Origin of the sequence: Terrimonas sp., from assembly GCF_003075435.1 — a bacterium.
Lineage (GTDB): Bacteria > Bacteroidota > Bacteroidia > Chitinophagales > Chitinophagaceae > Agriterribacter.
Genome location: NZ_QCZJ01000011.1, coordinates 13,070 through 35,924, shown reverse-complemented (window position 1 = coordinate 35,924; position 22,855 = coordinate 13,070). Strand labels below are relative to the sequence as shown.

23 protein-coding genes are annotated in these 22,855 nt (G+C 39.0%); 11 read left to right on the top strand and 12 right to left on the bottom strand.

Annotated features, from left to right (window positions below; all coding sequences use genetic code 11):
- Positions 1-41 precede the first annotated feature (41 nt).
- From DC498_RS13220 to DC498_RS13195, 5 genes are all read left to right on the top strand, one after another.
- A complete protein-coding gene (locus DC498_RS13220) occupies positions 42-593 on the top strand; it encodes a DUF6882 domain-containing protein (protein WP_116874645.1) in 552 nt (183 codons plus the stop codon).
- Between the two features lie 505 nt (positions 594-1,098).
- The gene (locus DC498_RS13215; RefSeq protein WP_116874644.1) at positions 1,099-1,635 is read left to right on the top strand and encodes a DUF2975 domain-containing protein; all 537 of its coding nucleotides are present in this window, start codon (positions 1,099-1,101) and stop codon (positions 1,633-1,635) included.
- A gap of 3 nt (positions 1,636-1,638) precedes the next feature.
- Positions 1,639-1,866 carry a helix-turn-helix domain-containing protein gene (locus tag DC498_RS13210; RefSeq protein WP_116874643.1) on the top strand — a complete coding sequence of 76 codons (228 nt, stop codon included), beginning with the start codon at positions 1,639-1,641 and terminating at the stop codon, positions 1,864-1,866.
- A 592-nt stretch (positions 1,867-2,458) separates the two neighbouring features.
- Complete coding sequence (locus DC498_RS13200) at positions 2,459-3,526, top strand: FUSC family protein (protein ID WP_116874641.1); 1,068 nt, start codon at positions 2,459-2,461, stop codon at positions 3,524-3,526.
- Between the two features lie 71 nt (positions 3,527-3,597).
- On the top strand, positions 3,598-5,181 hold the full coding sequence (locus tag DC498_RS13195) for a Na+/H+ antiporter (protein WP_116874640.1): 1,584 nt from the start codon (positions 3,598-3,600) through the stop codon (positions 5,179-5,181).
- A 308-nt stretch (positions 5,182-5,489) separates the two neighbouring features.
- Here DC498_RS13195 and DC498_RS13190 read toward each other — a convergent pair whose 3' ends face one another.
- Complete coding sequence (locus DC498_RS13190) at positions 5,490-6,917, bottom strand: alpha-L-fucosidase (RefSeq protein WP_116874639.1); 1,428 nt, start codon at positions 6,915-6,917, stop codon at positions 5,490-5,492.
- A 213-nt stretch (positions 6,918-7,130) separates the two neighbouring features.
- Positions 7,131-7,922, bottom strand: coding sequence for an RDD family protein (locus tag DC498_RS13185; RefSeq protein WP_116874638.1), 792 nt, complete (start codon positions 7,920-7,922; stop codon positions 7,131-7,133).
- 80 nt (positions 7,923-8,002) lie between these two features.
- Between DC498_RS13185 and DC498_RS13180 the strand changes: the two genes are divergently transcribed.
- The 5 genes from DC498_RS13180 to DC498_RS13160 are packed head-to-tail and all read left to right on the top strand — an operon-like array spanning position 8,003 to position 13,374.
- Positions 8,003-8,974 carry a stage II sporulation protein M gene (locus DC498_RS13180; RefSeq protein WP_116874753.1) on the top strand — a complete coding sequence of 324 codons (972 nt, stop codon included), beginning with the start codon at positions 8,003-8,005 and terminating at the stop codon, positions 8,972-8,974.
- Positions 8,967-9,827, top strand: a complete 861-nt coding sequence (locus DC498_RS13175; protein ID WP_133176847.1) for a DUF4129 domain-containing protein — start codon at positions 8,967-8,969, stop codon at positions 9,825-9,827. The genes DC498_RS13180 and DC498_RS13175 overlap by 8 nt, the downstream gene beginning before the upstream one ends.
- Positions 9,824-11,047 carry a DUF4350 domain-containing protein gene (locus DC498_RS13170; protein WP_116874636.1) on the top strand — a complete coding sequence of 408 codons (1,224 nt, stop codon included), beginning with the start codon at positions 9,824-9,826 and terminating at the stop codon, positions 11,045-11,047. The genes DC498_RS13175 and DC498_RS13170 overlap by 4 nt, the downstream gene beginning before the upstream one ends.
- Before the next feature lie 2 nt (positions 11,048-11,049).
- Positions 11,050-12,027 carry an AAA family ATPase gene (locus tag DC498_RS13165; protein ID WP_116874635.1) on the top strand — a complete coding sequence of 326 codons (978 nt, stop codon included), beginning with the start codon at positions 11,050-11,052 and terminating at the stop codon, positions 12,025-12,027.
- Positions 12,028-12,030: 3 nt separating this feature from the next.
- Positions 12,031-13,374 carry a DUF58 domain-containing protein gene (locus DC498_RS13160; protein WP_116874634.1) on the top strand — a complete coding sequence of 448 codons (1,344 nt, stop codon included), beginning with the start codon at positions 12,031-12,033 and terminating at the stop codon, positions 13,372-13,374.
- 291 nt (positions 13,375-13,665) lie between these two features.
- Here the strand turns inward: DC498_RS13160 and DC498_RS13155 are convergent, their stop codons facing one another.
- The gene (locus DC498_RS13155) at positions 13,666-15,159 is read right to left on the bottom strand and encodes a S8 family serine peptidase (protein WP_116874633.1); all 1,494 of its coding nucleotides are present in this window, start codon (positions 15,157-15,159) and stop codon (positions 13,666-13,668) included.
- 300 nt (positions 15,160-15,459) lie between these two features.
- On the opposite strand from DC498_RS13155, the gene DC498_RS13150 reads away from it, so the two are divergent.
- Positions 15,460-15,975 carry a Dps family protein gene (locus tag DC498_RS13150; protein WP_116874632.1) on the top strand — a complete coding sequence of 172 codons (516 nt, stop codon included), beginning with the start codon at positions 15,460-15,462 and terminating at the stop codon, positions 15,973-15,975.
- Positions 15,976-16,104: 129 nt separating this feature from the next.
- On the opposite strand, the gene DC498_RS13145 is transcribed toward DC498_RS13150, so the two are convergent.
- The 9 genes from DC498_RS13145 to DC498_RS13105 all read right to left on the bottom strand — a co-directional run bounded on the left by DC498_RS13145 (position 16,105) and on the right by DC498_RS13105 (position 22,648).
- Complete coding sequence (locus tag DC498_RS13145; RefSeq protein WP_133176846.1) at positions 16,105-17,196, bottom strand: hypothetical protein; 1,092 nt, start codon at positions 17,194-17,196, stop codon at positions 16,105-16,107.
- A gap of 21 nt (positions 17,197-17,217) precedes the next feature.
- Positions 17,218-17,628: a hypothetical protein gene (locus tag DC498_RS13140; protein ID WP_116874630.1), complete on the bottom strand. Its 411-nt coding sequence runs from the start codon at positions 17,626-17,628 to the stop codon at positions 17,218-17,220.
- 42 nt (positions 17,629-17,670) lie between these two features.
- A complete protein-coding gene (locus tag DC498_RS13135) occupies positions 17,671-18,012 on the bottom strand; it encodes a DUF4282 domain-containing protein (RefSeq protein ID WP_116874629.1) in 342 nt (113 codons plus the stop codon).
- A gap of 56 nt (positions 18,013-18,068) precedes the next feature.
- A complete protein-coding gene (locus tag DC498_RS13130) occupies positions 18,069-18,887 on the bottom strand; it encodes a hypothetical protein (RefSeq protein ID WP_116874628.1) in 819 nt (272 codons plus the stop codon).
- A gap of 54 nt (positions 18,888-18,941) precedes the next feature.
- A complete protein-coding gene (locus DC498_RS13125; RefSeq protein WP_206197610.1) occupies positions 18,942-19,325 on the bottom strand; it encodes a hypothetical protein in 384 nt (127 codons plus the stop codon).
- Positions 19,326-19,381: 56 nt separating this feature from the next.
- Positions 19,382-20,215 (bottom strand): hypothetical protein, encoded by an 834-nt coding sequence (locus DC498_RS13120; protein WP_116874627.1) that lies wholly within the window; start codon positions 20,213-20,215, stop codon positions 19,382-19,384.
- A gap of 253 nt (positions 20,216-20,468) precedes the next feature.
- Complete coding sequence (locus DC498_RS13115) at positions 20,469-21,257, bottom strand: hypothetical protein (protein ID WP_133176845.1); 789 nt, start codon at positions 21,255-21,257, stop codon at positions 20,469-20,471.
- Positions 21,258-21,455: 198 nt separating this feature from the next.
- Entirely contained in the window at positions 21,456-21,875 is a 420-nt protein-coding gene (locus DC498_RS13110; protein ID WP_133176844.1) for a hypothetical protein, read from the bottom strand.
- Positions 21,876-21,940: 65 nt separating this feature from the next.
- Entirely contained in the window at positions 21,941-22,648 is a 708-nt protein-coding gene (locus DC498_RS13105; RefSeq protein WP_165813832.1) for a porin family protein, read from the bottom strand.
- Positions 22,649-22,855 lie beyond the last annotated feature (207 nt).

Below are 22,855 nucleotides of genomic sequence, written 5' to 3'. Positions count from 1 at the left end.
TGACGAGCCTCAAATCATTTCTCATCTTATTTATATTGACAATGGGACTTTTTTCGTTCTTTGGCTGTGGAGACAAATCAAAAAAGACGGACAACTTACCAATAACTGAGCTTGACACTATTTCATTTTATGACCTTTCTAAAAGGGCTTATGACTATTTAAACAAACAACAAGACACCTGTAATTCGGTTTACAAAATTGGGACATATCAAAATTGGTACTATGACCAGCTTACAGGAGAATTGACTTTTAGCGACAATGGCATTAAGAAGTTAATTATAGATTATGAAGAAGTTGGTTCTGTTTCCGAAGTGACGAATACATTTCTTTGGGCATGGGGCAACCCACATTTAGAGGAAAAAATAAAATCAGAAATTGTTAGAGTTAAGGAGTATGGACAGAAAAGAAAATTTGAAAAACTCATTAACCCCAAGTGGACAGCAGACCAATATGATGGTTGGGAAATGACAGCTATTGCATCGTATTTACTAAAATCAAAAGGAGCATATAGAGTTCCGACAAGCAATGACAAACTATTCTCGTTTATGATTTTTAAAAACATTCGTTGGGCTGACACAACACATTTAAACTAAAAACAATTCCTATGACAAAGAACGCCAGCTTGCAATCGAGTAGGCGGCCTCACCGCTTGCAGGCGATGAGGTGTACCTCTCACACCACTGTACGTACGGACCTCGTACTTGCCTACCGGCAGGCAGGTACAGCGGTTCATTAAGTTGTGGCTTACTTTTTCGTAGCAGCCGGGCATGGATGCATAGCCGCGTTGTTGTAATCTTTCCACTATCAACCACATATACGGCAAACCGAACAAGCAGACTGAATGATAATTCCCAACCTGAATAAAGCCGTACTCGTTAGCGGGCATTGTAAAAAGACACCGAACTCCAATAAATTCATTCCGAACAAAACTCACCTTCATACTCGGACTTGTACACTTTATAACAAAGCTCAAATAATTAACGACTTATCTTAATCTTTGGAGGGATCAGAAAATATTTTTTGAATAAAAACTTATATTTATTGTTTATCAATAAATATTTATTATATTCGTAGCATCAATTTTAAATATATTCGATCATGTTAAAAACAAACAACTTCGTATTTTGGGGCTTATATATTGTGGCTTGGCTCATTTTTGTCGGCTTGTGTATTGAAGCCGGGGGCTTGATAGTAAATTTCTTTTTCAGTCTGTATAAGCCTGAATTTGTCCAAAATCTTTATCAAAAGTTGGACTTAACTAAAATGTATAAAGACAGTAGACTAGCTTTTTTCGGCATCTATAGCTTTATTCTAACCATTTCAATTTTAAAAGCTTGTCTATTTTACATAGTTATCAGACTAATGCACAAAATGAATTTATCAAAACCGTTTAACACTTTTGTTGCGAGACAAATTTCACATATTAGTTATTACACTCTTTCAATTGGAGTATTAAGTTACATTGCCAGACAGTTAACTAAAAATTTAATGCATCACGGTTTTGTCTCCGACAGCTTAAACCAATTTTGGGCAGACAGTCAAGCCTTTATTTTAATGGGAGCTATAATTTATATTATTGCGACTATCTTCAAAAGGGGGGTAGACATTCAAAACGAAAATGATTTAACTGTATAAGGTATGGCAATCATTGTAAATTTAGATGTAATGATGGCAAAGCGAAAGATGTCACTGAATCAACTTTCTGAAAAAGTTGGGCTGACTTTATCGAACCTTTCTATTTTAAAGACAGGAAAAGCAAAGGCAATTAGATTTAGCACATTGGAAACAATTTGTAATGTATTGGATTGCCAACCAGGTGACATTTTAGAATATGTTAATGACGAACAAAAAACAACGATTCGCTAACATTGGTGGCAAGGCTTAACGACCCTCTAGCTAAACTACGAGAAGCACCAAGCGGAGGAAAATATTCTTTAGCATGGAAACTTCCCAATTTTATTAAGTCCGCAAAAAATAGGGAACGGATTTTGAAAGCTATTGCCAGACTTGAAGGCAAGTAACTAATGACATGACAAAGAATGACTAACAGGCAATCGAGTAGGCGGTCTCACCGCTTGCAGGCAATGAGGTACACCTCTCACACCACTGTACATATAGACCTCGTACTTGCCTACCGGCAGGCAGGTACAGCGGTTCATTAAGTCATGTGCTTACTTTTAGCAGTAGCCGGACATGGATTCATAGCCACCTTTTGCAGGCATAGATGTAAATACCGGGTTATTGGATACACCCATTCTATCAGAAAACTGGCTCACGAAAAATACAATAATACAGCGACAGCTATTCATGCTTACGAACAAAAAATGTTTGTACAGACCAGGGAAGCACAGCTTACACCAGGCACTAACGAAATTCAAATACACAATCAGAACTTTTATTCCCCAAAATTGTTCATTTAAAATATTATTATTTTGCAGTCAAACGCCTACGCTGGTAAATGCTGTGGAACCAACTATTTAAGTTCAATAAAACTAACAGGGCCTGGCATCTGCCGGTTGTGGCAGGCATTTGCATAGGCATTCCGATATTGCTGGGGCTTTATTTTGATAACCTTGCCGCCGGTAAAACAGCTTCCATCGGGGCGCTGGTTATCTTATACATACAATCTGACAAGCTCATTAACAGGATGATGGTTTTGATGGTCTGTGGTTTCGGATTTATTTTTTCATATACTATCGGGCTCATTTTTTCACAGAGCTTCTGGCTATCGCCACTCATTCTTGCATTATACACATTTGGTTTGCATTATGCGTTGTTTCGACTCACACTGAATAAACCTCCGGGCAATTTCTTTTTTACGATGATAGCATCAATGGCTATTGCTGTACCAAAAGACACAGTAACCATTCCCGCAAGTATTGGTTACCTGTCTATAGGCGTAATGGTATCCTGCGTAACAGGTTTGTTGTACAGCCTGCTGACTTTAAAGAAAGAAAACAGCATCGGCGAAGCTGTGATCATTCATCAGAATAAATATGTTAACATCACAGAATCCATAATACTCGGCGCTACCGTTGGCGCGTCTTTATTGGTTGCCAAACTATTCAAAATGGAAAATCCTTACTGGATCCCTATTTCCTGTATGGCGGTAATGCAGGGGATTACCACCACGCATGTTTGGGCAAGAGCCATACAAAGGGTATTGGGAACTTTGATCGGGCTTGTCTTAACCTGGTGTTTGCTGCAATTTAAATTGTCAGTATTGGGCGTATGTGTATGCATTATTGTTCTTCAAACCATAGTTGAATTTCTTGTGGTAAGAAATTATGCCCTGGCAGCTGTATTCATTACCATGCTTACTATTTTTCTTGCGGAAACAAATGTTTCTTTAACAGAGCAAACCGGGCATTTAATTAAAACAAGATTTTTAGATACGCTTATCGGAAGCGCTATCGGGGCTATTGGCGGCTGGATGCTGTATCACGAGCAGATCCATTTCTATACCAAAAAACAAATGAAAAAAACCAAGGTCATTTTGAACAGGATGAAACCTGGTAAAGAATAATGAAATGCTACAGGCATTTTAATTATTCATTTTTTTACATATTTTCATTCACGGATTAAAACCGGCTTTTGATGCACACCATATTCCCCCTTCTTTTGTCAATGATCGTTGCTATTGTGTTGCTGGAAATGTGGGCTGCCAAACTAAAAATCGCTTATCCTATCCTGTTGGTTGTGGCAGGTTTGCTCATCAGCTTTATTCCCGGCCTGCCGCCTGTAAAAATCAACCCCGACCTCATATTTTTTATATTTCTCCCACCTTTATTATGCGAGGCTGCCTGGGCTGTTTCATTTAAAGAAATGAAGAAATGGTGGCGTATTATCGGGAGCTTTGCATTTTTGGTAGTATTTTTTACAGCATTATCCGTAGCGGTTGTTACCAACTATTTAATTCCGGGCTTCACACTTGCATTAGGCTTTTTATTAGGCGGCATCGTATCACCTCCCGATGCTGTAAGTACCGGCGCTATTACAAAATTTGTAAAAATCCCGAAGTCAACTTCTGCAATACTTGAAGGTGAGAGCTTACTAAACGATGCTTCATCCCTTATTATCTTCCGGTTTGCGTTGGCCGCAGTAGGCACAGGTCAGTTTATATGGCATGAAGCAAGCCTTGTTTTTTTATGGATGATCATTGGCGGTGTTGGTATTGGTTTATTATTGGGATGGATATTTGTTCAGGCGCACAAACGCCTGCCAACAGATGCGCCTTCAGACATTACCTTAACATTGATAGAGCCTTACTTTATGTACTGGATAGCGGAGCAACTGCACAGCTCCGGCGTATTGGCTGTTGTAGCAGGAGGATTGTTCATGTCCGCCAAACGGTTAACATTTCTGAACAGTGCCAGCAGGGTAAGAGGCTATAGCGTATGGGAGAGTTTTGTGTTTGTATTGAATGGTATTGTGTTTTTTATTATCGGGCTTGATCTCCCGGAAATTGTGGGTGGACTCCGCTCCCAGGGTATACCTGTGAGTACGGCCATTGGCTATGGTGTGCTGGTTACGGTAGTTTTGATAGTGGCAAGAATCATCAGCTCTTATGCCGCATTAATAGCAACACTTATTTTTCGTCCAGGTGTTGCGCCACGCTCCAGCTCCAACAGGAGGCGGTGGTTAATACCATTACTGCTGGGATGGACAGGCATGCGTGGCGTGGTATCGCTTGCCGCGGCATTATCTATCCCGGTAATGCTTAAAGAGCATTTAGCATTTCCTCACAGGAACCTGATATTGTTCATCACTTTTGTAGTGATATTGCTTACGCTGGTTGTACAGGGGCTTACATTACCGTATTTTATAAGACGGAGCCGGTTATTTGATATTACTGACAACCATGAAGCAGAAGAAGAAATGAAGCAGCGTATGAAAAGAGGATTAAAAGAACATATATACCGGTTCTTAAAAAATAAATACGATAATAATATTATCACCGAATTAGGAATGGAAAAATTTTTGAAACAGTGGGAGGAAAGATCAAAAGCAACAGACGAAGTATTGATGAACGAAAAGACAAAAGCCATTTTTATAGAAGTGCTGAATGTGCAAAGGCAGTACCTCACCGAGCTGAACAAAGATCCTAAATTTGATGAAGAACTTATAAGACAGCAATTGTACCAGATTGACCTTGAGGAAGAAAGGTTGAAAGTGATCTGATTTTCACAACGCTAACACGGCATGCGATTAAGAAATCAGGATTACAACCAACCAGATTTTAAAGGTATTGCTGATACTTTCCCGGATTGTTTATATCAGATTATGGACAGGTCATCGGCATTATTTTTAATACTTTTTTACCCTTGTAAATCAGATGGGTACCGGTAATTTTGGGCAAGATGCAGATTATGTATCTGCCCTTTACCAATACGACCGTAACCTTGGCATTTCACTTCTTACGAGGGCATGCGTCGATTCAGTACAACCATTAAAAGAATTAAGAATACCGGAATTCGTAGCGCACATTGTTATCTGGTAATCTTAAACACCACAGCATACTTACCTTTCCATTTGGTTTGCACAAGCGAGGGAACATTAATAATCAAAGTGTCGTTTTCTTCCTTCCACTTCAACTTTGCGCCTGTGCCAAGTAATGTTATTTTACTGCCGGATGGAACAGCAAAGTTTTTGACAGTTATATCCTGCGGCAATTGAAGATTATCGTTTTCCGCTAAATAAAACACATATTGTGTTTTACCATCTTCAGATTGGGTAAAGTGAATATTACCCGATTCATAAGGCGCCAAAGGTTTTGAATCATGAATAGCTTCCCCGTTTATTTTCATCCATGCGCCAATTTCCTGCAGGCGCTGGTATGCAACCGGATCCCAGTCACCATCAGGCCCGGGCCCTATATTCAGCAATAAATTTCCACCTCTTGATACTATGCGGATCAGCATCTGCACAATTTTCTGCGCAGACTTGTAATTATCATTGGGCACATAACTCCATGAATCGCCCATGGTTATGCAACTTTCCCAGGGATATGGCAATAATTCATGCGGTACTTCCTGCTCGGGTGTAGTATAATTTTCGTAAGGACCGGTAACTGTTCTGTCAACAATAAGCAAACCGGGTTGATACGATCTTGCCATTTCAGCGATACTTTTCATATCAATATCCTGGTCTGTTTTAATACCGCGCTGCCATTCAACAGTTGTATCAACAGTTGACAAAGGGCGAACCCAACCGCCATCAAGCCATAAAATATCAACCTTACCATAATCACTCATCAATTCTTTGATCTGGTTGTATGTAAAGCTTTTAAAAGCCTTCCATCTATCAGGATATTTTGAGGGCTCATAATTCACGTTCCTGTCTTTTGGCGGGAAATACCGCCACCAGTAATCGTTACTATGCCAGTCTGGTTTTGAAAAATAAGCGCCTATAGCAAAACCGTCTTTCCTGAACGCATTAAAAATTTCTTTGGTTACATTGCTGCGGGGGTTCCTGGAAAATGGTGTTTTAGCATCCGTAATTTTATAATCTGTTTCTTTAGTATCAAACATCGAAAAACCATCATGATGCTTTGTCGTAAAGATCATATACTTCATGCCGGCATCCTTAGCTGCCGTCACCCATTTTTCGGGTTGAAACTTTACCGGGTTAAATGTGGTTTGCAAATTTTCGTATGCTTTTACATATTCAAAATAATTCTTTGAATATGGCCCTTTTCGCTGTGTCCAGCCCTCATCTTCCGGGCAAATGCTCCAGCTTTCTACAATGCCCCACTGACTGTAAGTGCCCCAATGCATGAATAAGCCGAATTTCATTTTTTGCCATTTGGCAAGGTTATTAACTACTGCCGTATCTGTTGGTGCTATATATTTTTTATGTTGAGCTGTTGCCGGAATAATTACCAGGAATAGATAAACGAAGGTTGAAATATACCGCATGTTGATTTTTTAAAATCGTAAAATATCTGCCAAAGATAAAGAGAGCACAGTGTTTTTGCTACCAGCACTAAAGGAAAGTTTATAACAAGTTCAGCCTCCTGTGCATTTTTACAGGCCACCTGGGCTAACCTGTAACTTTAACCAGTTGTGAAGTGAAGGAAAACCTGCTTCCAGATGAAAGGACTGCGTGCGCAAGCAAAAACAACTCATCTCCTACCCTTTTGTAGATAAATAATTATAATCCTTCAGCAATGTATCAAGGAAATCGAACGGAGACAATGTTGTTTCAATACCTAAAACATTCTTGATACGTACAGAAGCATTTTCTACCATTTGATAGTTACCGGTTTTTCTGCCGGTATCCACAATGCCTTTTATGGTATTAATATCCCTGTCACTTAGCCGCATTACCTGCGGAAACAACGCTGCGTAATCTTGCTCTACTTCCATAAAAATAGTTTCCTCAAGGTCTCCCTTTGGCTTAACATTAATCAGCATTGTACCTGCAGCAAGATCTCCCAAACGTTTCCCCTGTTTGGTGGTACCAATTAAAATAAGGTCGGCAATAAACATCAGCACTGTAATCCATAAGGCTTTTAATATCCCCATATCGCCAAACATCAAGGCTAGTATGATCAGCGGTAAGGTAAGATCAGAGGAACGCAGCAACCACCTGATCATATATTGCCCTAATGATGCCTTTCCGCCATTATCATTCACAACCCTTAGTCCGAGCAGCCTTTTTCCCACACTTTGCCCGTTCCACAATATTTCGCAAAACAGGTGATACGTAAATACAGGCAGCATGATCAGCCACCGGAAAGCCCATATATCATACCCCGAACTCGCTATTCCGCTAAAAAGCCCAAACAGGTTAGATACAATGACCATGTAAAATACCTGGAGTATAAAATCAAGTATCCATGCAAACATTCTTATATGAAACTGAGCGCCTTCAAATTCAAGGTCTATATTAAAGCTGGTGGAGACATTAATTTTACCCATTACTGTGCAATAATATTTTTTTTACCCTGTTATTAAACGATGTTAAGTATTTATTTATATTGAAGCAAATTTAATTGCCTTTGCGCGAAGCCTTATTCATAAAAAAGAACAAAGATCGCTGGCTGAAGAATCAACACCTTCCTGCTGACGACCCCGATGAAATGGCGGTTGAGTTCACACAGATGGTAGATGACCTTTCGTATGCCAAAACCTTTTACCCTCACAGCAGGGTTACGCGATACTTAAACGCCAGAGCATCGCAAACTTATATGAGCATCTACCAAAATCGTAAAGAAGACCGTAACCGTATAACCGAATTCTGGAAATATACCGTTCCGCTCACGGTCAGAAGGCATCATGGCGTTTTACTGTTTTGTGCAGTACTGTTCATTATATTCTTTGCGGTAGGCTTTTATTCGGCAAAGCATGATGAAAGTTTTGTAAGAGAAATGCTGACCGACAGCTATGTAAATATGACGGAAGAAAATATAGAAAACGGGAAACCCTTCGGCGTATATGCTGAAGGAAATGAGTTGATGATGTGGCTTGGTATTATGCTGAACAATATTTTTGTTTCCTTTACCTATTTTGCAAGAGGCATTGTATTGTGTTTTCCTGTTATTTTATCTTTATTAAATGAGGGTGTAAGATTGGGTGCTTTTGAATACCTGTTCTTTTCCAGAGGATTGGGCATGCAATCCATACTTACCGTATTTATTCATGGCACGCTTGAGCTTAGCGCTATAGTTATTGCCGGCGCTGCCGGTGTTGTGCTCGGAAAGGGATGGATGTTTCCCGGTACAGGAACCAGGCTGCAGGCTTTTTTGAGAGGGGCAAAAGATGGTGTTATAATATTGGTGAGCCTTATACCGGTTTTTGTTGTTGCCGCTTTTTTTGAAGGCTTTATAACAAGATATTATACGATGCCGCAATGGCTCAGTGCATTCATATTGCTGGCATCGGCGTCATATATTATATGGTATTATATTATTTACCCGGTAAGCGTTCAACGCAGGTTGAAAACAATCACCGAAACTATTGCCGGTGCATAAATTTCATATATACACACTTTTCCTCTTTTTGCTTTGTATTACAGCATCGCCATGCTTTGCGCAAGATGAAGATTCAATTCCTTTATCGGTAAAAGATACTATTGAACAAACCCTGGATAGCATTACAAAGGGTTTAACCGATTCAGTATATGACGAGGATGATGAATACTATGATGATACGCTTTACTTTCTCCGGAAAGAAGATACGACTTCCATATATGATTCTTCTGTATTTAAGTGGAGAGCGGTTCCTGATTCAATTACAGAGCATTTAAAGAATGATGATGATTTCTGGTATGCCAACAAAGATTTGCATGAAAAGAAAAAACGGCAATCAGGGTCGTGGCTGGAAAAATTTTTATTATGGCTTGCAATACTCTTAAATAATAATGCTTTCAGTACATTTTTATGGATACTGATTATTCTGTGTTTTGCTGCTGCCGTAGTATGGTTCTTGTCAAAAAACCATATGAATATCTGGGGCTCGTCAAAAGGCCCGGTAATTACCAGAACAAAACAGGATGGCGACGTTGAAGATATTTTTGCAGCCGATCTTAAAGCTGAAATTCAAAAAGCTGAGCAAAAACAGGATTACCGTTTAGCCATCCGCTTTCATTACCTGCATTTACTAAAAGTGTTGTCGCAGCACGAATTGATAAAATATACACATGATGCTACAAATATGGAATACCTTACCCAATTATATAGCAAACCATTTTATGCAACATTTTTTAAAGTTACACGCGACTATGAATATGCATGGTATGGGGAGATAGCCGTTACCCGGGAACAATACAATAATGTTGTGGAGGAGTTTATGCAGGTATATAACCAAACATCTGTAAGCTGGTGAAAAAAGCGCTACCATATATTATCGGGGCAGTATTGCTGTTTTTGATTGTCATCTTACTTATAGGCGGCAGTGGCAAAAGCTTTGACCAACGCATAACGCTGAACAAAAAAGACAAAATACCCTACGGCGCTTATGTGGCATATAATAACCTAAGCCATTTATTTCCTCAATCTCAAATAACACTCAACAAAAAAGCACCGGGACTATGGGAGGACAGCGTTTTAACGTACGACACAAGCAACCAGGCGCTATTTATTCTTACCAAAACGTTCAATCCGAGTGAGGATGAGCTGAGTGAACTGTTTCATTTTGTAAGCAGGGGCAATGATGTATTTATCTCTTCCTATGAATTTAATAGTACCGCACAGGATTTTTTTCACTTTAATTCACTATTCGACTTTAGTAGTTTCGGCCAGTTCAACAGTTCAGGACTTGATACGCTTGATGTGTGGCTCATGCAACCTCCTTTTGCGCAGCAAACAAATCATTACCGGTATCCCGGCAGAAGGGTATTAAGCTATTTTACCTCCTTTGATTCTACAATGAGTTATGTACTTGAGCGGTTGCAGGACAGCAGTGCGCTGTTGCTTCGCGTAAAAGCAGGCGATGGCAGCTTTTATATTCATGGTGCGCCGCTTACATTCAGTAATTATTTTTTGCTGCATAAAAACAATATGCAGCATTACGATCAGTTATTGTCAGCCATATCCCCGGGCATTGATAAAATAGCATGGGATGAATACTTTATTCATAAACCAGCATACAATCAACCAAAAGAGCCTTCACCATTCAGGATATTGATGGAGCAAAAAGCATTCAGGGCAGCAATCTATACTGCCTTAACCGGATTGATCATATTTGTGCTGCTGGGATTAAAAAGAAACCAACGGCAAATTCCGCGTATTGCAGCGCACAAAAACGATTTGCTTGAATTTGTAAAAACAATCGGAAGATTATATTTTCAAAAAAGAGACAATAAAAATATTTGCCGGAAAATGAGCGCATATTTTACGGAGCATGTATACAGCCATTATAAAATAAATACCGGCACTATGGATGCCATGTTTGTAGCAAAGCTTGCCAGCAAATCAGGCGTGTCATCCGTATTAATACAATCAATTGTTGATCATATCTCTTTTATAAATACTGAAGCCGCTGTACATGATCAGCAGGTAACAGAATTTTATGAATTGCTTGAAAAATTTTATAAAACCGCTTAATAATGGAAGAAAACATTTTTACGCCACGCACCGACCTGTCTCAATTGCATGATGCTGTTATGAAAATGCGTGCAGAAATAGGTAAAGTAATTGTGGGGCAGGAACAAATGGTGAAACTGATTGTTGCCGCATTGCTTGCAGACGGGCATGTATTGATTGAAGGTGTGCCCGGTGTTGCAAAAACATTAACGGCAAGGCTTGTTGCAAAATGTATAGCATTGCATTTTTCAAGGGTGCAGTTCACACCCGATTTAATGCCTTCTGATGTGCTGGGCACTTCTATATTCAATCCTAAGGAAGGCGGTTTTCAATTTAAACGCGGCCCTATATTCGGGAATATAGTGTTGGTAGATGAAATAAACCGTGCCCCGGCAAAAACCCAGGCGGCTTTGTTTGAAGTGATGGAAGAAAAACAGGTAACGGTAGACGGCTATTCGCATATTATGGAGCGTCCTTTTATGGTACTGGCTACCCAAAACCCTGTTGAGCAGGAAGGTACCTACCGTTTGCCTGAAGCGCAGTTGGACAGGTTCTTGTTTAAAATATCTGTTCCCTACCCTACCGAAGATGAAGAAGTACGCATACTCTCCCGCTTTCACCAGGCAACCAGTGAAGATATTATTGCCAATATGGAAGAAGTGCTTACCGGTCATCATATCAGCGAATTGAGAAAACAGGTAAGGCAGGTATTGATTGAAGAAAAATTATTGCAGTTTATTGCAAAGCTGGTAACATCAACGCGCTCACACAAATCCATTTATCTTGGTGCTTCACCAAGAGCATCACTGGCTATAATGATGGCGGCCAAAGCAATTGCGGCTATGCAGGGCCGCGACTTTGTTACGCCTGACGATATTATAGAAATAGCAACACCTGTTTTAAGACATCGTATTATGCTTACCCCTGAAAAAGAGATGGAAGGCGCAACCGAAGACGATGTTATTAAAGACATCATTCATTCATTAGAAATACCCCGGTAAACTTTGAAGAGGCTAAGAAATTTTTATCTTTCATTACAGCTTACACGCAGAACATATACCGTGCTTGCCGCTATTGTTTTGCTGTTTATTATTTCGTTTTTCGCGGAACCGCTGTATAATATAGCCATCGCTGCTTTACTATTGCTTGGTATTATTGTACTGATAGACATACTTGTGCTGTACAGCAGGCGTAATGCTTTTAACGCAGAAAGGCACACCGCAGAAAGATTCAGTAATGGTGATGAAAATCCTGTTCATCTTATCCTTCAAAACAATTACTCATTCACAGCACGTGTAGTGATTATTGATGAGCTCCCTTTCCAGTTTCAGCAATATAACTGGAAACGAAAAGCAGTAATTAAAGGGGGGCGTGAGCATCATATCAATTATACATTACGCCCCTTGCAAAGAGGTGAATATCATTTCGGCGCTATCAATGTATTTGTTACCAGCCCGCTGAGGTTTGCAGAACGCAGGATTATTTTTGACCGGCATACTGTTATCCCTGCCTATCCGTCTTTTCAGCAATTAAAGCGCTATCAGCTACTGGCATTTACCAACAGGCTTAATGAAACAGGTGTACGCCGCCTGCGCAAACTGGGCAGCAGTACTGAATTTGAACAAATAAAAGAATATGTATTAGGTGATGATTATAAAAAAGTGAACTGGAAAGCAACTGCACGCCGGGGTGATATTATGGTGAACACCTATACAGATGAAAAGAGTCAGCATATTTATTGCCTGGTAGATAAGGGAAGAAATATGAAGATGCCTTTTGAAGGTTTAACATTGCTGGACTATGCCATCAACGCATCGCTGGTTGTAGCAAATGTTGCTTTGCTTAAACATGATAAAGCAGGTTTGCTTACCTTTTCTAACAAACCGGAAACATTTTTACCTGCCGACCGGAAAGGAATGCAGATGGAAATGATCTTAGAGAATCTATACCGGCAGCAAACCAATTTTGCCGAGTCTGATTTTGAAGCGCTGTACGCCCATGTGCATAGCAAAATTAAAAGCAGGTCTTTATTAATATTGTTCACCAACTTTGAATCTATAACCAGCTTTCAACGACAGCTCCCCTACCTGCGCAGGCTGGCAAAACATCATTTATTATTGGTTGTATTTTTTGAAAATACAGAGCTGAGGCAATTGCGTGATAAACCTGCGGAAAACCTTGAAGATATTTATATCAAAACCATTGCCGATAAATTCGCTTTTGAAAAAAGGCTTATTGCCAAAGAGCTGCAACAGCATGGTATACTTTCTTTGCTTACCACGCCGCAACAGCTAACTATAAACGCCATTAATAAGTATATAGAATTGAAGGCAAGGCAGGTGATTTAGTGAGGTCTGCGGTGGAGGCGTAAGGTGTAGTAATGGTTTACAGTTTTGTTATATAAAACACGTGTAAAAAATGTGAAACCAGGCTTTTCTTTTCCACCAGGTAACACAAAGGGACACAAAGTATTTTGTGGAACTTTGTGCCTTCTTTGTGTGTTTTGTGGTATTATTTACTGAATATCAAATTTGACAATCAAAAAAAATTAAAGAAAAGCAACTTTCGCTCCGTTCTATCCGTATTTCATTCTTCTTTGATATTATCTATGCATGCCGTCGTAGCATTATATCATTTCGTTAATATGAAACCGCTTTCCCCGCGTTAATCTGCCCCCTTCCAAAAAAACGATCAGTTCCGCCTGCGCCCAGATCTTTAGCAGAAGCTTTCAAAATATAGTCAACAAGAAACGGAGAACAGTATTTACCATACTTACCATATAACAACGCCGCAACGCCGCTCGCATGTGGAGTTGCCATGCTTGTTCCTGCCATCCATACATAGTACAGATCATTGGTATCGCCATCAATACCACCGATGTTAAAAACAAAATTAAATGCATACTCATAGTTAGTAATTCCCCCTACAGTTGCAATGGCATTAGAAATAGGCCAGCCATAATTGCCGCCCGGTGCACCATAAGAAATAAAATTCCTGCCGCTATTGGTAAAAATGGAAGGAACATATAGTGTAGTATCCTGGTTAAAGCCCCAACCCAATGGACCATTAGATGCAATAGATAATACACCAAGGCAGTTTGCAGGATATGTAATAAAGTCTTTCTCTACATCATAATTGTATCCATCATTACCTGCGGCGGCAAATACAGTTACGCCTTTCAGGTTCGCAAAAACTGTTGCCCTGTTCATAGCGTTAATCAACGGCTTAATGTCCCTGTTATAGCTAACCAGCATATCATCACTAAGATCATCAGGCGTTCCATTGTCATCAATAAAATCCTTTCTCGGTAACTCGCCACCCAGGCTCATATTAATAACGTCCGCGCCATTTACCGCGGCATAGTAAATACCATTGATCATACTGCTCCATGGTCCCGAACCCGTTTCATCACTCAATACTTTAACCAGTATCAGCTTTGCTTCAGGAGCAATACCTATTACGCCTTCACCATCGTTAGCGGCAGCTATAGTACCTGCAACATGTGTTCCATGGCTTATACTAAAGCCTGCAGGAGCAGCATAGGCAGCCGTTTCCCCATCGATAAAACTATGGGTGAGTATTACGCTTTTTCCTATTTCACTATCTCCCAATATAAAGCCGCCATCAAGTACCGCAACTTTAGCTCCTTTTCCGCCGTATCCCTTCTGCCAGGCTTTATCAGCGTTTACAGATTGTATTCCCCACTGCAAAAAACTATATGGATTATTATTTACAACAGGCTTTTTGCCTTTGATGGCTGTGGCTATCTGTGTTTTACTGATCTTTTCAAACCGCTCCGGCAGGCGCCAGTTGGTTATCACATCTACGGCTACTGCTTCAACTCCTTTAATGCTTCTTGCCCGTTCAGCAAAACCGGGGCTTGGTGTTTGAACAATAATAAGCCCCAGGTCTTTGATCACATCTTTAAGCATCAATTCCTTTCCACCTAGGCTCCGTATTGCAGTTGATATAGCGCCCACATTCTCTCCTTCTTTTGCAATTACAATAAAACCTCTTTGCTGGTTGGGCATATGCAGCAGGGCTGTTCCTGGCCTGGCAATGTTTATCTCTTTCTTACAGGAAGAATAGATCATAGCAATAGCTAAGAGTATAACAAGTTGATTTTTTCTCATGTTACCTGGTTTTGTATAAATGATTAATAGAAGCAGGAGAAGATAGTGGATGATTCAGCTTCCGTAAGAGACAGATCAGTGTTCCGCAACAAATCTTGCAAAATAAAATCGCAAGTGCAAGTATTATTGAAAATAAATTTATTGAAAAGGTGAAAGGTATAGGGTTTGTGGTTTATAGTTTGAAGTGATGGCTGACCCCTGATAGCTGACTGCTGACAGCCCACAGCTTTCTCCGGCATGATATTTTATTTACAGTAAAAGGGTTAAATTAATTTTTCAAAAATTTAAATACATCATACGATGGAAAAAACACTCGCTGTAAAATCAAAGGCTACCAAAGCCGAACGGATTTCAATTGGCATAAGCGCTGAAAACCTGAAGAATGTTTCAATGCTGCTGCAAACCTGCCTTGCAGACCTGCATGTATTATACCTTAAAACCCGCAATTTCCACTGGAATGTAGAAGGCGAAAACTTTGGCCCCTTACATGAATTGTTTGAAAACCAATACAAGCAACTGGAAGCAATTATTGATGAAGTAGCAGAGCGGATACGCAATCTTGGCTTCTTTGCGGTTGGTTCATTGCAGGGCTTCGCCGAATTAGCTACCATTGAAGAGCACATGGAAGAAGGCACAAGCGCTAAGGACATGCTGAAAATACTGGCAACAGACCACGAATCGCATATCCGCTTTTTACGCGAAGCCATAGATAAGATAGACGAGGAATATGACGATGTAGGTACATCTGATTTCCTTACAGACAACTTAAGGGCGCATGAAAAAATCGCCTGGATGCTCAGAGTACACTTGAAATAGAGATATTTTTTAGATGATTTGAGGAAAAAAAGCAACAGTCAGTTAAATCGAAAAAGAGCCGTAAAAAATTGCGGCTCTTTTTATTATAGCAAATAAATCATGCTACAATTTAATATAGGGTTTAGTATTTTACTTTATTAATTTGCCTGTATCCGGGTTTAACTTACCAATGAAACCATAAGTTGTAATGTAAACAAACGGTTGTTGATCCTTAGATCCCGATGATACTTTTAAATTGAACCCAGGTATATTTGTTTTCCACTTGATACGTCCTGTAGCAAAACTCAGTCTTGCAATATACGTGTAGGTATCTTCTCCATCTGATTCTTCATATCCCAAAATAATATCAGTGCTGTATTTCATAACGTAAAGATTCGTAATAGCATTCCCGGTTTTAATATTTAATGAGGCATTAGATATTTTTCCGGATTTATGCCTCATACTCACTTTACCTGTTGCAGTTACTTTGAGTTTTTCACCATCAATATCAACTGTAAAATAATCAGCTTCCATTTCGTTATCAGGGGATGCTTTTATAAAGCTTTCATTCACCACCGGACTGGCATCTATTTTTTTAGTTACACCTTGATAGTTTATGGAGGTAGTATCCATATTGAAATTATTGTAATCCACGGGAGGTTGTTCAGGAATAACAGGTTTTGGGACAGAACTAATACCGGTTGACTCGCTGCCGGCATGCTCATTAATCTTATCCTCACTTCCAGGTTTCAACCGAGCCTGATCGTCTTTGAAAAGAACCCATTTTTCAACCCCGAAATTTTTTTTGGAAAATATATTGTTAGGATAAAAGGTTCCGGTTAAAGCAATTTTCCCGCCTGTTGCTTCAAAAGCAAAGTTTATTTCACCCTTAATCAGTTGCTTGTATTCAATATCAGGAACGGATATTTTAAAAGAAACCTGCTCTGTATTTTTTGTATCTCCCGATCTTAAATATTCCCCTTCTATATTCTGTTTGGTATTTCGCTGATTGTCCACCATATCGAATAATTCGATTTCAATCGTGCATTTGCCTATACTGTTTACATTAAACGTTTGCACGGAATGTATGGATGAGATCGATACTTTACACCGACCTGCTGTATTGTTATTACGTATAACATTCCCCGTCCAAACCCCTGTGAATGCTTCAGTCCGTTGTCCATAAGAAAACTGCATAAACAAAAATGCAGACAATACACACGCTACGCACTTTTTAAACATAGATGCGATTTAAGGCTAATACTACTGGGCCATATAAATGATAGTATCTCTGGGCGCCATGAAACCTTTGGTAACAGCTTCCATTTTTTCTTTACTGAGAGATATGATCTGTAATGTATAGCTTTGATTTCCCTGTGTAATTAAGACAGACTTATTGTCTGTGGCCAGCGTGTATTTTGCTTCAGTTTCTAAACTCCCGCCTTCATACATCAGGCACTGACCATTATCTTTAAATTCAAACTCGTAAGATTTTTTTTCAAATCTTTTTTCCCATTTTTCCTTTTCCTGTTCAGTTCCATGTACGCTCGTAGCTTTCCATCGGTTAACTATCAAAGTTTTAGGATCAGAACTACATGCAACAATAAAAATGAGCAATACCCATAATAAACATTTAGCTACGGAAGCATAAATTTTACAGGATGAATAACACATACATTGAAAATTTTAATAATTACGAGGATAAATACTTCCAGTTTAACCTTTGGTTTTATCATCAATATTGTTGAGACTTTTATTGATACGGAAGAAGACAATGATCAATTCGCACCATATTCTCCATATTACGTTTCCAAAAATAATCATCAGCAATCCTCCCCAAAAACCACCTGGCATCAAACTACCATACCCATAGCCACCATAACCGCCACGACTACCGCCGCTGAACATAGTAATGAAGCCTGCAATGGTAATAATAGCAGCAATTACCACGTACATGATCTGAATAACTTTTAAAGTAATCATTGTTTTAAATGAAAGAAAATCTTTCCAGTCAAATGCGTTTGATTTTTGAATGTTTGGGTTGATGTTGGTTTCCATGTTTTGATTGTTTAAATGTTAGATATATCGTATCTGAAAATTTATCTCTCCACTATTTAATCGCATTGATAAGTGTATTTCGTAGTTGAAATAACTTCCAGGTTTGAATACGGAGTATCCAAATACCTGGTTGTTTTATTCGTCATTTCCACAACATATCCTTCCGAATTGGTTATGTAGCCAAATGACTCATCATATTCAATTTTATCTAAGACCACATTAAATATCTTGCGTGTTGACGGGAGATATTTACTCGGAAGTGCCCTGCTTAAAAGTACCAAATTACTTTCCTGCTCAAACTCTTTATTTAAGACATCAGAATAAGTATATATCTGATATTCTTCAATTTCATTATTACCGTTGAACGACTCCATTTTTACGAGGTTTCCACCCTGGTAGTACCTGATGATTTTACTTGTAGTATCAGCACCTCTAAGCGTATAGCCAATAAACTTATCGCCTTCATAAGCATAATAATAGTAGGATGTATCTATGCTCCATGCATCCCAACGAATATTGGTATAACCTGAAATGCGCCCGTCAGTACCATAGGAAGCGATACGCTTTTCGCGTATATGTCCGCCCGGGGAAAACTGCGACCATGATGTTATTTTACCATTCTGATCATATTCGTAACCCTCATACCAGGTAAGATCACCATTATTAAAATAACTTTCTTTGGTTAAAAAACCTGCATTATTAAATTCGTAAGCAGTGCGGTAGGGCTGCAGGATTTCTCCGCTCGTGTTTTCCTCTTTTACTCTGCAGTTCCCCGTTGGATTGGTTGTGTTTCCGGGCTCTTTTTCTTTTGAGCAACCGTATATTAAAGCAATAACAGACAGCATTATCAAGGTGTATTTATCAACAGCAGTCATAATTGGCTTAGTGGTTATGAAATTAAATAATGTTAATTTGATTTTTAGTTTAACCTATTCCGACTCATTCTTTATATTTTTCATCAAATAATGATATACATTTTGATTACTCACTGCTATGGCAAACGCATTCACAAATTCAAAACCATTCTTTGCCATAAAATTTAAAGCGTCAATCATAGAATTAAAATCCATTATTTTCCCGTCTTTGTCTTTCAATACGGTTTCTTTACCGGTTGAAAAAAATTTAGTTTTTTGCCCAAAATCAATCTGAATGGAAACTCCTTTGCTAAACGGCTTCGATGTTCCTATTATCTGGATATACTCAACATCAATGTCTTTGATTGGTATATCATTTACCGTTTGAGCGCTTGCACTGAATGTGGTAAGAAGTGATACAATCAATAGGTAGTGTATCTTATTTGCATTGTATAACATAAAAATTAAGCTTTTGACGTATGATGAATGTAATGTGATAACAGGAGTATATTCTACTACTCTATCCCGAATGTATATGCATCCATACTATTGGCGCCGGCAGCCGGCTTCCCGGTAAAAAAATATTCGCCCTTTTCCAGTTTCTTTGCAGGAGTAACTTCAAATATCCCTTCACTTAGTTTGGAGATATTCAATGAGATCACATCTTCCCCGGTTTTAACCCCGCTAAAAGAATTTACTTTCATACTTGCAACTTCTCTTTTATTTTTTACAGACTTTAGTTTGTATAATGTAAGTTCAGGAAGCGTGGCACCTCCGGTATTAATTACAAAAGATATAGTTTCTGCTGGAGCAATTTGAACGGCAGATTTTGCACCATCTACCTGCAGCATAGCGCTGCCACCAAACATGCCTTGTTTGGTGCGTATACCGGCAACAGACTTTTCAAGTGGTTTTGCAGATTGATTACTTTTATCGTAAACATACACGTGGTTCATTAATTCAGGAGAAGGTGAGCCTGTTTTGCCTGAACTATTTGATTTGACCGGCTCTTTTATAGTTGCTGTATTAATAGCGGAATTACCTGTCCCGGATTCACTCTTATTCATCATTGCTTTTATAACATCAGCCGAAACGCCTTTTGATTTTAAGTCAATAAGTCCATCCGTAGAAAGATCAAATGCGCATTTTGACTGGGCAATTTTTGTAAGAATAATTTCATCTCCCAGCCCTGCTTTGTGGAGGTCAATTATACTTTTGTTGGTAAGGGCATCGCCTTTTGCCGTAGCGGCTGGCTTTGCTGCAGGCTTGGTTGTGGTTTTGGTTTGGCTTAGTGCTGCGGTAGTTAAAAGGGAAAATAGTACGGTAAAATAAATAATTGTTTTCTTCATAACTGACTTTTTTGCACATAGATTATACCAGCATAGTTAAGGGTATTTGTATACCTAATGCATTGCGTTGGTATTGCTATACGTTTAATAGCCGTGACCTACCTGTTCTCATCACCCTGCCCGAAAAAAATTATTGCACCAGTGTAAAATCCGCTCTGAGTAACAGTATTATAAAGCGGGGCTTCCAACCTTCCAAAGGTTGGAAGCCCTCGTGGTTGTATTTATATCCATATTTCTAATAAAAGTCATTCAACTAATCAACCAAAACAATATTGAATGCATTGTTGTAGTTTAAGCTTAAACAAGTTCCTTCCACTATAACCGAACTACCTTTTTTAGTCATTACATTTTTATCTGAATCAGTATATTTTTTTATTGTAAATTTTGTTTGAGCGCCACTAATAAACTCTACCGCAAGATTATAGTTCTCAACATATTTGGATTTATAGGAGGAGTTTTTGTTTTCCGTCAAATCCACAAATGTCAGCTTCCAATTTACCCTTTTGCCTTTTATAAAATTTTCAAACCATCGCTTTCCGGCAACTTCAGTTGCACTAAAGAAGAATAAGGCATTTATGTCTAAATCTGTATAAAAGCGCTCCTGGGCCTTTTTTATTATATCGGGCTTTTTTAGTGCTTGATTCAATTGTTCTGCAAATTCTGCAACAATTTCCCTTTCCCTTTTTTCTACAACATAATCCATCCAATTGTCTTTAGCATCAGTTGTTTGTACTTCTTTGGCCTCTACATTTAGCGTATTGTCCGAATCAATTGTCAATCGAAACCTGAAACGGTACACCCCCAATATTTTTCGATATTGATAGTATCCCGAAAGCATTTCCTTTGCACCCCAATCCAGTTTATTGATATTTATTCCATATGAGTCGTTAATAATCATAGCCGCTACAGGAAAGGCCTCCTCCACATTGGCCATAAGAATTGGCTTATATTGAATCATATTTTTTTTCTTCTGGGCGACGCCGTATAACGATGAAAACAGCAACACAATGCAGACGAAATAAAATTTAAATTTTCTATTCATATAACTTATAGTTTAAATTTGAAACATCATTAAAATTTTAATATCCCAACCCAAGCTTATTATCCAGCACGCTTTATTGACATTCGTATTAAGATGATTTGCATTTGAGAAAATTAGGGTAGTATAGAAATGCTTTTATATTAGGAGAACAGTCGCTAAAGACGGAAAAGATATCATTTTGCATGTAACAAGCTAAGGTTATAACCTGACCAAATAGAGATTATAAGTCACTTCAGTATAAAACGATCCAAACAATCCTTTATAATACAAGTGCATTGATTTATCTGAAAGTGACTTGATGATCAAGCCATCAGGGCTTCCTGGAATATTGGTACTGGCAGTAATTTCCAAATTCCCGTTGCCAAGCAGGCTCCATCTGCTAACCACTTGATAGTCGCCTGTAAAACGTTCTATAAATTCTCCATCCGTTCCAAATTCCACCCACTCACAATCAACGGCTTTATTTTCAGGTGTGCCATTAACTCCCCAGATTTCTTCTTTGCGTTCGATCTTCCACTTGCCGATGATATCGCCCGATTTGCCTTTTGGTTCATTGTCTTTTTTGCAACTTGATAGAAGACACATGAATGCCAGTGCCAGTAATTGTACGTGTCGCATATAAAAGTTGTTTGATTGTGATAATTGATCTGAGAATTCTTAGTTCTATAAACCATATATATGCTTTATGATACTTTTCGGGGTTTGCCTATACGCCAATGGATACCGTAGAGAAAAGCGTTCGTGTTGATATTATTGCCTCGTTCATACAATCCCAATTGCGTTGGATTTGCAATATTTGTCAATCCTAACTGGTATCTGGCACTTACACCGAGACCAAAGCGAAACGTATATTCGATGCCGCCTATGCCTGATAAATACACGCCCTTCTTATAATCCTTCCTGAAATCATCTTCATTGGCAGACGTACTCCTTCCTTCAATATCCCGCATAGTGAAGAATAGGAAATCGGGCTGGAGTCCTGCATAAATACCCAAGCCGCCTACTTTGTATTTGAGCAATACGGGAATACTTACATAACCCAGTTCTTCATTGACATCATAATCGCCATTGTCTCCTCTCGCGCCAAACCTTTCTTCAGTATACCAATAATACCCACCTTCGTAGAGGAGAATTTCGGGTTGCAGAGCAAGATGTTTTGACGTAGGAATTTCCAAAAAGACCCCGGCGTGAAAATTGCTTTTGGAGCCGATCTTATAACCTAAATCTTTCGAGAAATAATTATCACCCTTGTAAAGACCGGTATAACCTCCGAATTTGAAACCGAAATAAACCCTGTCCTTCATTTGCGTTTGCGCTTGCAGTGAAGTTGCTCCATACAATATCAGTAAGATTAAAGTAACCATTAACCGGTTAAATAAGTAGTAACTCATTCTCATGGTAATTGTTTTAGGTTTTGCCAGTTAATAGAAAAAATGTTGCCGGAGTTACTTCTTTATGCATAGATGCAGTACGAACCATTACTCTATTGCGAAAATCACATCGGAAAAAAGACCTTTGGCAAATAAGCAACGGTCAATAAAATATCTATCTCAATGACTGAAAACGATTATTGAGCATCTGAAGCAACACGGCGGTAT

Excerpts from the sequence above, each read along its gene's own strand:
- DC498_RS13115 (WP_133176845.1), bottom strand. The coding sequence starts at position 21,257 with ATGAATAGAAAATTTAAATTTTATTTCGTCTGCATTGTGTTGCTGTTT.
- DC498_RS13165 (WP_116874635.1), top strand. The coding sequence starts at position 11,050 with ATGGAAGAAAACATTTTTACGCCACGCACCGACCTGTCTCAATTGCAT.
- DC498_RS13125 (WP_206197610.1), bottom strand. The coding sequence starts at position 19,325 with ATGTTATACAATGCAAATAAGATACACTACCTATTGATTGTATCACTT.
- DC498_RS13135 (WP_116874629.1), bottom strand. The coding sequence starts at position 18,012 with ATGGAAACCAACATCAACCCAAACATTCAAAAATCAAACGCATTTGAC.
- DC498_RS13130 (WP_116874628.1), bottom strand. The coding sequence starts at position 18,887 with ATGACTGCTGTTGATAAATACACCTTGATAATGCTGTCTGTTATTGCT.
- DC498_RS13150 (WP_116874632.1), top strand. The coding sequence starts at position 15,460 with ATGGAAAAAACACTCGCTGTAAAATCAAAGGCTACCAAAGCCGAACGG.
- DC498_RS13190 (WP_116874639.1), bottom strand. The coding sequence starts at position 6,917 with ATGCGGTATATTTCAACCTTCGTTTATCTATTCCTGGTAATTATTCCG.
- DC498_RS13220 (WP_116874645.1), top strand. The coding sequence starts at position 42 with ATGGGACTTTTTTCGTTCTTTGGCTGTGGAGACAAATCAAAAAAGACG.
- DC498_RS13120 (WP_116874627.1), bottom strand. The coding sequence starts at position 20,215 with ATGAAGAAAACAATTATTTATTTTACCGTACTATTTTCCCTTTTAACT.
- DC498_RS13140 (WP_116874630.1), bottom strand. The coding sequence starts at position 17,628 with ATGTGTTATTCATCCTGTAAAATTTATGCTTCCGTAGCTAAATGTTTA.
- DC498_RS13155 (WP_116874633.1), bottom strand. The coding sequence starts at position 15,159 with ATGAGAAAAAATCAACTTGTTATACTCTTAGCTATTGCTATGATCTAT.
- DC498_RS13215 (WP_116874644.1), top strand. The coding sequence starts at position 1,099 with ATGTTAAAAACAAACAACTTCGTATTTTGGGGCTTATATATTGTGGCT.
- DC498_RS13145 (WP_133176846.1), bottom strand. The coding sequence starts at position 17,196 with ATGTTTAAAAAGTGCGTAGCGTGTGTATTGTCTGCATTTTTGTTTATG.
- DC498_RS13105 (WP_165813832.1), bottom strand. The coding sequence starts at position 22,648 with ATGAGTTACTACTTATTTAACCGGTTAATGGTTACTTTAATCTTACTG.
- DC498_RS13195 (WP_116874640.1), top strand. The coding sequence starts at position 3,598 with ATGCACACCATATTCCCCCTTCTTTTGTCAATGATCGTTGCTATTGTG.
- DC498_RS13185 (WP_116874638.1), bottom strand. The coding sequence starts at position 7,922 with ATGGGTAAAATTAATGTCTCCACCAGCTTTAATATAGACCTTGAATTT.
- DC498_RS13200 (WP_116874641.1), top strand. The coding sequence starts at position 2,459 with ATGCTGTGGAACCAACTATTTAAGTTCAATAAAACTAACAGGGCCTGG.
- DC498_RS13110 (WP_133176844.1), bottom strand. The coding sequence starts at position 21,875 with ATGCGACACGTACAATTACTGGCACTGGCATTCATGTGTCTTCTATCA.
- DC498_RS13210 (WP_116874643.1), top strand. The coding sequence starts at position 1,639 with ATGGCAATCATTGTAAATTTAGATGTAATGATGGCAAAGCGAAAGATG.